The organism is Nitrosomonas sp. PY1 (assembly GCF_022836435.1).
GTDB lineage: Bacteria > Pseudomonadota > Gammaproteobacteria > Burkholderiales > Nitrosomonadaceae > Nitrosomonas.
Genome location: NZ_BQXC01000001.1, coordinates 2,646,525 through 2,659,858, shown reverse-complemented (window position 1 = coordinate 2,659,858; position 13,334 = coordinate 2,646,525). Strand labels below are relative to the sequence as shown.

The following is a 13,334-nucleotide window of genomic DNA, read 5'->3' as shown; positions in this document are numbered from 1 at the left end:
TGTTAAATTTATGCATGTTCTAGTTGATAATAATAGCTAGCATCTACACGTGTGTGATTCTTGGGTTTGCCGTTGGAAGAGATGTCCGTATATTTTATATTTCCTGCCTCAGAACCCGTCTGACGGTGGCGTATATGTGCTGGATCGGTTGTTAATTAATGAATAATTTGAATCCCTTGAAGCAACAGATTCGTCGTGCGGTGCTGATTGTAGCTTTAGCTAACTTAGCTTATTTTTTCGTTGAGTTTCAAGTAGCCCAAAATATCGGATCTGTTTCCTTATTTGCTGATAGCATCGATTTTCTGGAAGATACCGCCGTCAATTTGCTGATTTTCGTCGCATTCGGATGGTCTTTAAAGATGCGCTCATTCGTTGGGATGTTTCTTGCCCTTATATTGCTAATTCCTGCAGTATTTATGTTGTGGATGGCATGGCAGAAATTTAATCTACCCATAGCCCCTGATCCGTGGATACTTTCTGTAACCGGTTTGGGTGCATTAGTTGTTAATTTAGGATGTGCTTTCCTGTTGGCGAGATTTCGTAATCATAATGACAGTTTGACTCGCGCCGCTTTTCTTTCTGCACGAAATGATGCACTGGCCAATATCGCTATCATTTTGGCAGGCTTCGTTACCTTATACTGGTATTCTGGCTGGCCCGATTTAATCACGGGAATAGGTATCGCTGTCTTAAATGCAGACGCGGCTAAATCAGTATGGGATACAGCACAACAAGAGCAAGTTTCTGCAAAAAAACTTACCCGGCCTTAAATCTGATGGAATTTTGCGTTCCTGGCTACGTTGGAGACAGCATTACCATGAGCTATAAGGGTTGTGCTGGGATTGACTTCAAGTTTTTTCGATCAACTGTGGTTTTCCTTATCATAGGATAGCAGTCGATCGCAATAGGCAATCGCTAGTGCGGAAAGTAAAAAGGCGATGTGAATGCATGTTTGCGCGATTAAAGTTTTCTCATCATATGCACTGGCATTAATGAATGTTTTTAATAAGTGAATTGATGAAATACCAATAATTGCTGTTGCCAGTTTAACCTTCAAAACAGATGCATTGACATGAGATAGCCATTCCGGTTGATCGGATGATCTTCTAAATTCATACGCGACACAAATGTTTCATATCCACCAATAATCACCATGATAAGCAAATTAGAAATCATGACGACATCAATTAAACCCAGCACAACCAGCATAATTGTTGTTTCACCCAGTTTCATGCTCTTGCCATTATTATCGATTGCAATCGCTTCTGTGATATGTTTCAGCGATTCTTGATTGCCCATTACGGCACCGATTAAATCTGCTAACTCAACCCAAAAATGATAGACGTATACACATTGCGCAAGCACTAATCCCAAATACAAAGGAAGTTGCAACCAGCGCGTGAGAAAGAGGAAACGCGCCATGATTGAGATTTTTTTCGCAGTAACTTGCTTTAAATTATTTTCCATAAACTTACGGTAAATCGAAAAATGAAGTAATAAAAACTCGATTCCTCTCAATAACCTGAGAGACTTTCATCTTTGTTAAAGAGTAGTAAATTATATTTTTGCTAGCACTTGAGCAACTGTCTGTCCCATTAAAGAGGGTGTAGGGCAGATCGTTACGCCTAATTCTTTTAGTATGGCTACTTTTTCCGCCGCACTCTCACCAGCAGATGAAATGATTGCTCCAGCATGTCCCATGCGGCGACCCTCCGGTGCTGTTAAGCCTGCAATATAGGCAACCAATGGCTTTGTCATATTTTCTTTGGCAAAACGTCCGGCTTCTACTTCCTGCGGACCGCCGATTTCGCCAATCATCAATGCAATTTTTGTTTCTGGATCCTGCTCCAGTCGTTCCAGGATATCTCGATGTGAACTGCCGGGAATCGGATCGCCACCTATACCAACAGAAGTTGAAATGCCAATACCCAGTAAGCGCATTTGATCGGCGGCTTCGTAGCCCAATGTGCCGGAACGGCCTACCACTCCTACATTACCACGTATATAGATATGTCCAGGCATAATACCGAGCATGGCACGGCCTGGGCTAATAGTTCCAGCACAATTAGGTCCAGTCAGCAGCATGCGCATTTTTTCTGGAAAGCGTCGTAAATAACTTTTTACACGCATCATATCTTGCGTGGGAATACCATCCGTGATCGAAACGCAGTATTTGATGCCAGCGTCAGCTGCTTCCATGATTGAATCGGCGGCAAATGCAGACGGTACAAATACGATACTGGCTTCAGCACCAACGTGTTGCACCGCTTCTTCCACCGTGTTAAATACCGGCAAACCCAAATGTGTTTGTCCTCCTTTTCCTGGAGTTACGCCACCAACCACGTTGGAACCGTAATCGATCATTTCCTGTGCATGAAAGGTTCCGATTCTGCCAGTAAAGCCTTGAACAATGATTCTGGTTTTTTCGTCAATTAGTATGGCCACTTTATAATACTCCTAGGCTTTTTGTAATGGCTTCGTTACGAGCATGCACAACTTTCTCGGCGGCATCTGCCAAGGTATCGGCCGTAATGATCGGTAAACCGCTTTCTGCAATAATACGTTGCCCTTCCTCAACATTGGTGCCGGACAGCCGTACGACTAAAGGTAATTTCATGTCGATATTTTTAACCGCTTGTACGACACCTTCCGCAATCCAGTCACACCGATTAATACCCGCAAAAATATTCACGAGCATGGCTTTAACATTGCTATCTGCCAATACCAAGCGAAACGCTTTTTCGGTACGTTCTGCTGAAGCACCACCGCCTACATCGAGAAAATTAGCAGGCTCACCACCCGCCAACTTAATCATATCCATTGTAGCCATTGCTAAACCAGCACCATTGATCATGCAACCGATATCGCCTTCCAAACCGACATAACTTAGCCCTGCTTCGGCGGCAGCAACTTCGCGGCTGTCGACTTGACTGTTATCACGTAATTCAGCAATTTTATGTTGCCGGAATAGTGCATTTTCATCAAAAACCATTTTGGCATCAAGTGCGATAATTTCGTGTTTGTGCGTTAACACAAGTGGATTGATCTCTAAGGTATTGGCATCAAGATTGCGCAGTGCGCGATAACATCCCTTAATCGTTTTAACAGCATGATTTAATTGAGAAGAATCTATCCCTAGCGCAAAAGCCATTTTACGTGCTTGAAAATCCTGCAATCCTACAGCCGGTTCGATATAAATTTTGATAATGGCTTGTGGATTGGTTTCCGCCAGTTTTTCAATTTCCATGCCACCCTGCGCCGAGCCGATCATGATGACGCGCTCACTGACACGATCAATCATGAAAGATAGGTATATTTCCTTGGCGATTTGTGTGCCAGCCTCGATATACAATCGCGAACAGACTTTCCCAGATGGCCCGGTTTGATGCGTAACCAGTTTTCTTCCAAGCAATTCTTCAGCAGCTTTTTCGACCTCCGCGTGTGATTTGCAAACTTTAATACCCCCTGCTTTTCCTCTTGCTCCCGAATGGATTTGCGCTTTAACCACCCACACATCGCCATCGATTTCACGCGCCCGTTGCACGGCTTCCTCAACGCTGTAGGCTAAGCCGCCTTCAGCCATCTTGACACCGTATTCCGCTAAAATTTCTTTAGCTTGATACTCATGAATATTCAATTCAATTTCCTCTTTTCATTTTTAATTACCAAGCATCAGGATTGCTTACAGCAATCTTGATACTTTAATGCTTGGCTGCAATGGCCTCGGCAATTTTCATCACATTATTGGCCATACGTTCGGAAGCCGCATCGATTAAGCGACCATCTAATGCAGCAGCGCCTTTGCCTTGTGAAGCCGCATCTTTGAGCGCAGCTATAATGCGTTTGGCTTTTTCAATTTCGCGCTCTGGCGGTGTAAAGACTTGACTGGCAAGTTCTATTTGGGTTGGGTGGATTGCCCACTTACCTTCACAACCCAGTGCGGCAGCACGCTTGGCCGCTAATACATAGCCTTCAGGGTCTTTGATGTCGCCAAAGGGACCGTCGATCGGCCGCAAGCCGTAAGCACGGCAAGCCACGATCATGCGGCTAATGGCAAAGTGCCATTGATCGCCTGGATAATCGGGGTTCAATCCTCCGATGTTAGTCGTTCTAGCACGATTGCTGGCAGCATAGTCCGCAACGCCAAAATGCAGTGCTTCTAATCGTCCAGATGCGCCATTACGTGCGATATCTTCGACATTGGCCATACCTAACGCAGTTTCAATGAGCGCTTCCAAACCGACGCGGTTGGTGAGGCCTTGTTGTTTTTCAAGCTGCGTTACCATGGCTTCAACCATGTAAATATCTGCATAAACACCTGCTTTGGGAATCAACAACGTATCGATTTTACTACCTGCCTGTTCCATCAGATCGACCACATCGCGTGTCATATAATGCGTATCCAACCCGTTAATTCGCACTGAAACGCTGACACCATGACCTTTCCAGTCCAAATCATTGAGTGCCTGGATGACGTTTTTGCGAGCCTGTACTTTATCATCAGGCGCAACGGCATCTTCTAAATCCAGAAAAACAAAATCAACACCGCTATTCAGCGCTTTTTCAAACATTCCAGGATTAGAACCTGGCACGGCCAATTCACAGCGTTGAACACGCTGAACGTTTGTTTCATATAGCGTATGACTCATTGTTTCTCCAGAATTAGATAGTCAACAAAAAATATACAAGCTCGCATCAAGAACAAGCGATGATGCCGCTACACACTGCACACTCCGATCGGTCACAACATTGATACGCAACAATATGCCAGAAAAAATTATTCCATATATTGATAACAAACAAGGCGGGTAATCGTGATGAGAAGATTTGATAATATGTATACGGCTTATTCTTATTCTAAAAGGCGAATAGTCCAGCAAATTATATCGATTCCGCAGGAATTTATCCACTAACGACCAGTTTTGCACAAGCGTCTGCCGCAATAGACAATTTCCGGAATCGCGCTAACCATTCCAATGGAATTGCAGCGTTATCATCTTGTTGTTGTGCGGTATAGGCCGCCATGATTGCACCCAGCATAATACTCCGACCACAACTATCTCCACCAACACGAATGTTTTCTTGTACGGCCGAACGATAATCGGAGGTATGCCGCAAAATATACGCAATCAGTGGCAGTCCTTCTTGGACATGGCAGCTTGACCCAAAACATTTTGCTGCATCGGCGCTACTCAATATTGGAGTCTGTAGCGCTTGTTCGATGCGTGGTAATAATTTTTCCCCAGCTTGTGATAATGCATCGGATAAGGCTTGATGAATAGTTTGTCCTTGCAATACGTACCACAGCACGCAGCCAGCGTATTTTGCAGCAGAAACGGCATCATCGTTGTGATTAGTTATCCGTACGATTCGTTCGATCTGCAAAGTTAACGCATCTGGCGTTCCATTATGAGTTGCGACGATAGCAGGTAAGCTGGACAAGGCGGCAAATTGGTCATCATCTGCACCCGACTGCTCAGGAAATTCTTCCGCTTTTAATGGCAGCAGTGTTTGCAAAGTTTGCCGCATTGGTGAATCCACATAACCTTGATATGAACCGCCGGGGCCAAAGAAATTGCGATACTCGGTTTGATAAGAAACCCGATCAAACCGACCATGTTGCGCTAAGTGACGTAACATGAGTAAACTTGTTTCTCCATACCCAGACGAATCGCCTGGCATTTTCCCGCTGTGTGCGAAATATCCGCTTACACCATCGTAATCAAGCGAATCTGGAGTTAAAAATACTAATCCTTTATTTTTCTCGATACCTGCAATGCGTTCAGGATCATAAAGCCAATGCAAGCCCAATGTGGCAGCATCCGCAATCAGTGCACCGATTATGGCTGATAAGCGGGGCGACATTAATACATTACAATTCATGATTGTTTTTACCGACATGTATTATTTAATATCAATTTCATCTGGTATACGACGTGCTTCATCAGCCAACATCACTGGAATGCCGTCTTTGATAGCAAATGCTAAGCGATCAGGCTTACAAATCAGTTCCTTATTTTCTTTTTTATAAATCAGTGGTCCTTTGCATAACGGGCACACCAATATATCGAGCAATCTTGCATCCATATGCGATCCTTGTTTACTTGAACTAACGGTTAATACAATTATTAAAGCTTGTTGAGAATATCATCTAATTGATCTAAGTTGCTGTATTGAATAATAATATTTCCATGACCATTCTTTTTGGCTTTGATGGTGACTTGTGTACCCAATCGCTGAGAGATTTCTTCTTCTAGCCTCAGTAAATCTCGATCAATTTTTTTTACGATTTTGGTTAGCGGTCGATTGATTCGATTAACGATTTTCTCCGTTTCGCGCACCGATAATTGTTTCTGCACGATGGCATTGACAACCTTGATCTGTTCAGCAGGCGATAATGACAGCAATGCACGGCCATGCCCCATCTCAATTTTCCCAGCCATCATCATATCCTGTACGGGTGCGGATAGGTTGAGCAAGCGTAGTAAATTAGAGATCGTGCTGCGCGAATTACCAAGCGCTTCCCCTGCGGATTCATGTGTCATACCAAATTCGTTAATCAAACGTTGGATACCCATGGCCTCTTCCAGCGGATTCAGATTTTCCCGTTGAATGTTTTCAATGAGTGACATCGCTAAAGCAGACTCATCGGCTACTTTTCGAATGAGTGCCGGTACTTGATTCAAGCCAGCAAGCTGGGCTGCTCGCCAGCGGCGTTCGCCGGCAATAATTTCATATTGGTCTACGGTAATAGGGCGCACCAGAATGGGTTGCATAACTCCTTGTGCTTTGATGGATTCAGCCAGTTCTGACAGAGCAATTTGATCCATATTCGTACGAGGCTGGTATTTACCCGGTTGCAACTGCGAAATGTCGAGATTTTGCAGCGATTCTTCAACTGCGCCACCGATACCATGGCCTGCTAATAAAGCATCCAGTCCCCGCCCCAATCCTTTTAGTTTAGACATTTTATAAATTCCTCAGCTTCGTAATCATTAGTGTCCATTGCTTAAAATCTCTTTTGCAAGATCTAAATATGCTTGCGCGCCTTTAGATTGACCATCGTGATACAAAACTGGCGTGCCAAATCCTGGCGCTTCCGCTAACCGTACATTACGTGGAATTACCGTACGATACACTTTATTTCCAAAATGTTTCTGCAACTGTTCGGAAACTTGTTGTGCGAGAATATTGCGTGGATCGAACATGGTACGCAACAACCCTTCTATGCGGAGCGCAGAGTTGAAATTACTTCGCACACGCTTGATGGTATTAACCAGATCGCTTAGGCCTTCTAAGGCATAGTATTCGCATTGCATCGGGATCATTACCGCTTGCGCTGTACACAATGCATTCAATGTCAACATATTCAAAGCCGGTGGACAGTCGATCAAAATGTAGTCGTATTCGGCTTCGATCGGCTCGAGCGCTGATTTTAAACGCATTTCACGATCCGGCAATTCGACTATCTCAATTTCTGCGCCAGCTAAATCACGGTTGGCTGGAATCAAATCATATTTTCCTTGAGGGCTGGTCACGCGTGCCTGCAGAATAGATGCTTCACCTAATAAAACATGATATACCGTCAACTCAATACCTTGCTTATTAATTCCGCTTCCCATGGTGGCGTTACCTTGTGGGTCCAAATCGATCAATAATACGCGCCGCCCGGACGAAGCAAGGCTAGCAGACAAATTAACGGTCGTAGTGGTTTTTCCCACCCCACCCTTTTGGTTCGCAATGGCAAGAATTTTCGTCATGGTAGGTTCCTCTACAGTTACTTTATAAGCTATTAATGGATCAGATTTTGGTTCAATTGCGAGTCGTATTTTTCTGACAATTTTCTGACGATTATTAGACGCCGGGTTGCGTCTAAACCTGGAACTTGTAGCAAAATATTGTGTTCGATGATATAAGGTTTTTGCACCCGGCTTAGCTCTTCTTCCGTACAATGCGCTTTCATCGCTAACCACTTGCAGTGTAAGCCATTCGCACCTGATAGGTGCTGGCTAATCGAAATAAAGTCCCACAGATTGGCAAATGCGCGCGAAATGATGCTATTAGTTTCTTGCTTCGGATGAAAATGCTCAACACGCGCTGCAATGATCTCTAAGTTTGCGAGCATTAATTCGATTTTAACTTGTCGTAAAAAAGTTGCTTTTTTTTGATTGGCCTCAATCAAGCTTATTTGCCAATCCGGTCGCGCTAATGCTAGTAGCATGCCGGGAAATCCCGCGCCACTTCCAACATCAATTACATATGGACCCGGGATATGCGGTAACACCGACAAACTATCCATGATGTGTTGCTGAAAAATTTCATGTGGAGTCTTCGCTGCGGTTAAATTATAGGTACGATTCCATTTTTCGATTAACAATACATAACGCAATATCGATTCTGCAAGATTATCGCAAGATATTGTTATTGAATTGCTTCTCAATGCGATTAGGCTATCAACAATTTCATCTTGTGTAATCATGCACGATATTGTTTATGCTGGGTTGAAAATCCTCGCTTTAAGTGTACTAGTAATAACGATATAGCTGCTGGCGTAACTCCGGAAATTCTTGTCGCTTGCCCAATGGTTTCGGGCTTATGTTGATTGAGTTTTTGCTGCACTTCTGTCGATAACCCCTTAACGACCGTATAATCAATATCAATTGGTAAAAGCGTATTTTCAAGTTGCGCTTGACGTAAGACTTCTTCATGCTGGCGTAGGATATAGCCATGATATTTAGCTTGTATTTCGACTTGTTCAGCCACTTGTGGATTGTTGACTACATTACCAGCTCCCGGTAATGTCATTAGTGAGGCATAGGTTACGTTCGGGCGTCGTAAGAGTTCAACCAAGGTGTATTCGCGCTCGATTGTTTTTCCTAGCACACGCAGGGCGTCTGCTTCCGGTAATGTCGCTGGAAGCAGACGAGTAGAATGTAGTCTTTTTTGTTCGTGTTCGATTGCTTGTTGTTTCTCGGTAAAGAAACGCCAACGGGTATCATCCACCAAACCAAGTGCTCTGCCTATTTCGGTCAACCGAAGATCGGCATTGTCCTCGCGCAGTTGCAAACGATATTCTGCACGACTTGTAAACATACGATAAGGTTCGGTAACTCCAGAAGTAACCAAGTCATCGATCAAAACGCCTATATATGCTTCATGGCGTCGTGGAATCCATGCCGCTTGCTCATGAATCTTTTGCGCTGCATTGATTCCAGCTAATAGTCCCTGCGCCGCAGCTTCTTCATATCCCGTTGTACCGTTTATTTGCCCAGCAAAAAAAAGGTTTTCGATCGTTTTCGTTTCGAGTGAACGCTTTAAATTGCGTGGATCGAAGTAATCATACTCAATCGCGTAACCTGGGCGGGTGATATGCGCATTCTCAAGCCCTTTAATAGAATGTACCAATGCTACCTGAACATCAAAAGACAAGCTTGTAGAAATTCCATTGGGGTAGATTTCGTGCGTATTAAGACCTTCCGGTTCCAGAAAAATTTGATGCGACTGCCGTTCAGAAAAACGCACAACTTTATCTTCAATCGATGGGCAATACCTTGGACCAATTCCTTCAATTTTCCCTGTATAGAGCGGTGAATCAACCAATCCGTTGCGAATAATTTCGTGCGTTGCGTCGTTGGTGTTGGTAATCCAACATGAAATCTGTGTAGGATGCGCAATACTGTTACCCATAAATGAAAATATGGGTGTAGGAAAATCTCCTGGTTGCTCTTGTAATTGAGTAAAATCCATGCTGCGCCCGTCGATTCTCGGTGGCGTGCCTGTTTTTAAACGCCCTGCCGGAAACTTCATTTCTCTCAAACGTTGCGCCAAAGCTAAAGAAGGTGGGTCTCCAGCGCGTCCAGCTTTGAAATTCGTTTGCCCAATGTGGGCTAATCCAGACAGAAAAGTACCTACTGTGAGAATCACAGCCCGTGCATGTATACGTATGTTTAATTGTGTTATTACGCCGACGACACGATCCTGTTCGAGAATTAAGTCGTCGACCGCTTGCTGCATGATCGATAAATTCGGTTGATTCTCTATACGTTTTCGAATCGCTTGTTTATATAGCACTCGATCCGCTTGCGCACGGGTTGCACGAACTGCCGGGCCTTTACTCGCATTCAGAGTGCGAAATTGGATACCGGACGCATCGGTTGCGATACCCATGACACCGCCCAGCGCATCAATTTCTTTGACCAAATGGCTTTTGCCAATGCCGCCAATGGAAGGATTGCACGACATTTGCCCGATAGTTTCGATATTATGTGTTAAAAGCAGCGTCTTGCAACCCATGCGCGCTGCGGCCAAGGCAGCTTCTGTGCCTGCATGCCCCCCACCGACAACGATAATTTCATAGAGTAATTGAGAACGCATAATGATGAACTTGAAAAAGCTTCTAGCCTAATATTACCTTAAGTTGAGAGTTCGCTGGAAAATTCCTTATATTTTTCTGAGAACCCATCATAATTGTCAATGAAAATAAGCCGATGTTTCACGTGAAACATCGATTGAAACTTTCCTCTGCTATAGCAACAGAAATCATAGTGCTGGTATAATTATTCTTCGAATTTTACTTGTAAAATCATTTTATGGAAATGACTGCTGCATTACTAAAAAAAGCACAACAACGTGCGCAAGAATTAGGATTACCTTACACTGGGGCGCTACTCCCTACTGAAGCAATTCAAATATTACAAAAAAACCAATCAGCGCAATTGGTCGATGTGCGTTCACAAGCAGAATGGGATTGGGTTGGGCGAATTCCGGGCGCAATTGAAATTGAATTACGCATGTACCCCGGCATGCAACTGAATCCACACTTTCTGGACGAACTAACTCGGCAATTGGATCAAACAAAACCGACTTTTTTTATTTGTCGAAGCGGGGTGCGCTCTAATCAAGCGGCGAGCATGGCAAGTGAGGCTGGTTTTAACGAGTGCTATAATATTTTAGAGGGCTTTGAAGGAAATAAAGACGACAGCGGTCATCGCGGAAATATTTCTGGATGGAAGGCCGCGCAATTGCCATGGGTGCAAAGTTAGGTGGCATAATCAAGAGATAAGAAAAATATCAGATTCTTATCAAAAAGAGGGTTTCATGTGGCTCGAATACGTCACAGATGCGGTCTAGTGAATCGAATAATGTTTAGAAATTGCTAAAACCATCATCTGGGCGCGAGGAAATAACTAGAGCGGCATAGCGAGAAATAGTCATCCGTTTTTTTAGATTATTCGCATAAATGTGCTGTGACTGTCAATCAACATTCAAAAATTACCAGGTATCAACATCCAAAAGTTTCCAGTTAAGAAATCACACGATTTAAATTTCGAGAGTTTTTTTTGCGATGTTTAAATCGGTAAGAATCATTGCCGGTTTCGAGGATATCGCAGTGGTGGGTAATGCGATCGAGTAGAGCTGTGGTCATTTTTTCATCACCGAAGACTTGGATCCACTCAGCGAAATTGAGGTTAGTGGTAATAATCAGAGAGGTTTTCTCATACAGTTGACTGATGAGATGGAACAGCAAAGCACCACCGGATTCTGGAAATGGCAGGTAGCCTAGTTCATCGAGGATAACCGCATCGATCTGTATGAGTCGCTTAGCCATTGAACCCGATTTACCCAATTGCTTCTCTTTTTCTAATTGATTAACCAGATCAACGGCATTATAGAAACGCACGCGTTTTCCCCGATGGATCGCTGAAACCGCCAAAGCAATGGCTAGATGGGTTTTTCCAGTCCCTGTGCCACCAACAAAAATAAGATTGTTTGCCTGAGTCATGAATTCACCGCTAGCCAATTGCTCAATGCGCCCTTTGGCCAAGGGATTTTCCGTCCAGTCAAAATGAATCAAATCGCGATGATGTGGGAACTTGGCGGTATGTAATTGGTAGTTCAGACTACGTGTCTTACGATCTACCTGTTCAGCAGCAATCAATCGGTCCAGCCAGATTTCCGGCATAACCGGCTTTTGTCGTGCATTTCCTTCAACCTGCCATTCCTGCCAGGCGGCAGCCATGCCGTGCAAATGAAGCGCCTTGAGTTGTGCATGACGATCAATGATCATAACGCATCCTCCGCAGGCTGTCGTAGCGGCTGCAATCGGCTTTAGGTTCTATTTGTAAGATCGGTGCCTGCGTGATACTTCGTAGAATCTTGGGCCGAGACACTTCGTTTAAGCGACGCATTTCATTCATGACAATGGCCGCCGCAATAATGCCTGTTTGCAAGGTCAGATCGCATGCAACTTCCAGCGTCTCAAGACCAACATCACCTAATGCTCTAGCCATCAGCAACAGTTCGACAAACGCTCTGTCACCTTTATCCTGTTTTAAGATGCGATCCCGCACTATTCGAATGGGGGTTGGCAGATCCCAGTGCCGGAATGGCGCACCATGACGTAGTGCACCCGGCTGCATCGAAAATACCGGCAAGTAATGCCAGGGATCGCATATCAACTGATCACGCCCATAACAGCGAGCATGTTCGGCAACAATCCGATTTTCAGCGACTATCCGCAACAGGTCTGCCGTTATTCGCAATGAAACAATACGATTTGCCCATTCAGCAGGTACGCTGTAACGGTTATGGTCAACCTTAATCAAACATGTGCTGGAAACCCGTAGGGTCTTTTCTACATAACCATTAAATACGGCTCTGACAGGAATGAGTAACGGCTTTTCTTCGATAAACAATCCGCAATAGTTCGTCCGGTTTGTTCCGGGTGTCTACATCCCGCTAACTCCTCACAACGCAAAGCCAGCCAAGTATTGAGTTCAGTAAAACTCTCGAACCGAGGCGTAGGTGCAAATAGCCATTCCCTGACATTGCCGACCTGATTCTCAACCTGACCTTTCTCCCAACCAGATTCTGGCGTGCATGCCACAGGCTCAAACAAATAATGACTTGCTAAGGCTAGAAAGCGTCGGTTGAATTGACGCGCTTTACCAGCAAATATCGCATCTACGATTGTCTTCGGATTATCGTACACCATCGCTTAGGTACGCCACCAAAGTGTTCAAATGCTTTAATATGCGCGTCAAATACCATCTCTTGCGCTTCACGAGGATAGGTCGCTAAAAACATGCGCCGACTGTAAGCCAGTCGAAAATGTGCAACCTTGATCGTTTGCAGCACACCATTCAATATGACATATTCATGGCTCCAGTCAAACTGACAGGTTTCACCCGCTGGAAACGCCAGAGGAACGAACGCTTGGGTCGTCGATGGCCGATGTGGCGCTTGCTGTTTCCAGTCCAGTACAAACCGCTGCACCGGACCATATGAACCTTGATAACCTTCAACCTGCAAACATTCAAACAATCGTTGTGCAG

The 13,334-nt window shown here is 44.4% G+C and carries 15 protein-coding genes and 1 pseudogene; 2 read left to right on the top strand and 14 right to left on the bottom strand.

The window, feature by feature from the left end:
* The first annotated feature begins 158 nt into the window (after window positions 1-158).
* Window positions 159-770: a cation transporter gene (locus W03_RS12315; protein ID WP_244073622.1), complete on the top strand. Its 612-nt coding sequence runs from the start codon at window positions 159-161 to the stop codon at window positions 768-770.
* Window positions 771-862: 92 nt separating this feature from the next.
* Here the strand turns inward: W03_RS12315 and W03_RS12310 are convergent.
* The 10 genes and pseudogenes from W03_RS12310 to mnmG form a co-directional block, all read right to left on the bottom strand.
* Window positions 863-1,467, bottom strand: a pseudogene (locus tag W03_RS12310) (YqhA family protein).
* A 90-nt stretch (window positions 1,468-1,557) separates the two neighbouring features.
* Window positions 1,558-2,445: a succinate--CoA ligase subunit alpha gene (gene sucD / locus W03_RS12305; protein ID WP_244073621.1), complete on the bottom strand. Its 888-nt coding sequence runs from the start codon at window positions 2,443-2,445 to the stop codon at window positions 1,558-1,560.
* A 1-nt stretch (window position 2,446) separates the two neighbouring features.
* Window positions 2,447-3,637 (bottom strand): malate--CoA ligase subunit beta, encoded by a 1,191-nt coding sequence (locus W03_RS12300; protein WP_244073620.1) that lies wholly within the window; start codon window positions 3,635-3,637, stop codon window positions 2,447-2,449.
* Between the two features lie 64 nt (window positions 3,638-3,701).
* Window positions 3,702-4,649 (bottom strand): CoA ester lyase, encoded by a 948-nt coding sequence (locus W03_RS12295; RefSeq protein WP_244073619.1) that lies wholly within the window; start codon window positions 4,647-4,649, stop codon window positions 3,702-3,704.
* A gap of 253 nt (window positions 4,650-4,902) precedes the next feature.
* On the bottom strand, window positions 4,903-5,901 hold the full coding sequence (locus W03_RS12290; RefSeq protein WP_244073618.1) for an ADP-ribosylglycohydrolase family protein: 999 nt from the start codon (window positions 5,899-5,901) through the stop codon (window positions 4,903-4,905).
* A gap of 3 nt (window positions 5,902-5,904) precedes the next feature.
* Window positions 5,905-6,087 carry a Trm112 family protein gene (locus tag W03_RS12285; RefSeq protein ID WP_244073617.1) on the bottom strand — a complete coding sequence of 61 codons (183 nt, stop codon included), beginning with the start codon at window positions 6,085-6,087 and terminating at the stop codon, window positions 5,905-5,907.
* A gap of 41 nt (window positions 6,088-6,128) precedes the next feature.
* Entirely contained in the window at window positions 6,129-6,968 is an 840-nt protein-coding gene (locus W03_RS12280) for a ParB/RepB/Spo0J family partition protein (RefSeq protein WP_244073616.1), read from the bottom strand.
* A gap of 27 nt (window positions 6,969-6,995) precedes the next feature.
* Window positions 6,996-7,760, bottom strand: coding sequence for a ParA family protein (locus tag W03_RS12275; RefSeq protein ID WP_244073615.1), 765 nt, complete (start codon window positions 7,758-7,760; stop codon window positions 6,996-6,998).
* A gap of 32 nt (window positions 7,761-7,792) precedes the next feature.
* Window positions 7,793-8,479, bottom strand: a complete 687-nt coding sequence (gene rsmG / locus W03_RS12270) for a 16S rRNA (guanine(527)-N(7))-methyltransferase RsmG (RefSeq protein WP_244073614.1) — start codon at window positions 8,477-8,479, stop codon at window positions 7,793-7,795.
* Window positions 8,476-10,374: a tRNA uridine-5-carboxymethylaminomethyl(34) synthesis enzyme MnmG gene (gene mnmG / locus W03_RS12265; protein WP_244073613.1), complete on the bottom strand. Its 1,899-nt coding sequence runs from the start codon at window positions 10,372-10,374 to the stop codon at window positions 8,476-8,478. Before mnmG ends, rsmG begins: the two co-directional genes overlap by 4 nt.
* 215 nt (window positions 10,375-10,589) lie before the next feature.
* Between mnmG and W03_RS12260 the strand changes: the two genes are divergently transcribed.
* Window positions 10,590-11,042 carry a rhodanese-like domain-containing protein gene (locus W03_RS12260; protein WP_244073612.1) on the top strand — a complete coding sequence of 151 codons (453 nt, stop codon included), beginning with the start codon at window positions 10,590-10,592 and terminating at the stop codon, window positions 11,040-11,042.
* Window positions 11,043-11,302: 260 nt separating this feature from the next.
* Here W03_RS12260 and istB read toward each other — a convergent pair whose 3' ends face one another.
* Genes istB through W03_RS12240 form a run of 4 tightly spaced genes read right to left on the bottom strand, consistent with a single transcriptional unit; the run spans window position 11,303 to window position 13,323 of the window.
* Entirely contained in the window at window positions 11,303-12,067 is a 765-nt protein-coding gene (gene istB / locus W03_RS12255; protein ID WP_244073611.1) for an IS21-like element helper ATPase IstB, read from the bottom strand.
* Window positions 12,057-12,695 carry a hypothetical protein gene (locus W03_RS12250; protein ID WP_244073610.1) on the bottom strand — a complete coding sequence of 213 codons (639 nt, stop codon included), beginning with the start codon at window positions 12,693-12,695 and terminating at the stop codon, window positions 12,057-12,059. Before W03_RS12250 ends, istB begins: the two co-directional genes overlap by 11 nt.
* Entirely contained in the window at window positions 12,635-12,994 is a 360-nt protein-coding gene (locus W03_RS12245; protein WP_244073609.1) for a hypothetical protein, read from the bottom strand. Before W03_RS12245 ends, W03_RS12250 begins: the two co-directional genes overlap by 61 nt.
* Window positions 12,964-13,323 carry a hypothetical protein gene (locus W03_RS12240; protein ID WP_244073608.1) on the bottom strand — a complete coding sequence of 120 codons (360 nt, stop codon included), beginning with the start codon at window positions 13,321-13,323 and terminating at the stop codon, window positions 12,964-12,966. Before W03_RS12240 ends, W03_RS12245 begins: the two co-directional genes overlap by 31 nt.
* Window positions 13,324-13,334 lie beyond the last annotated feature (11 nt).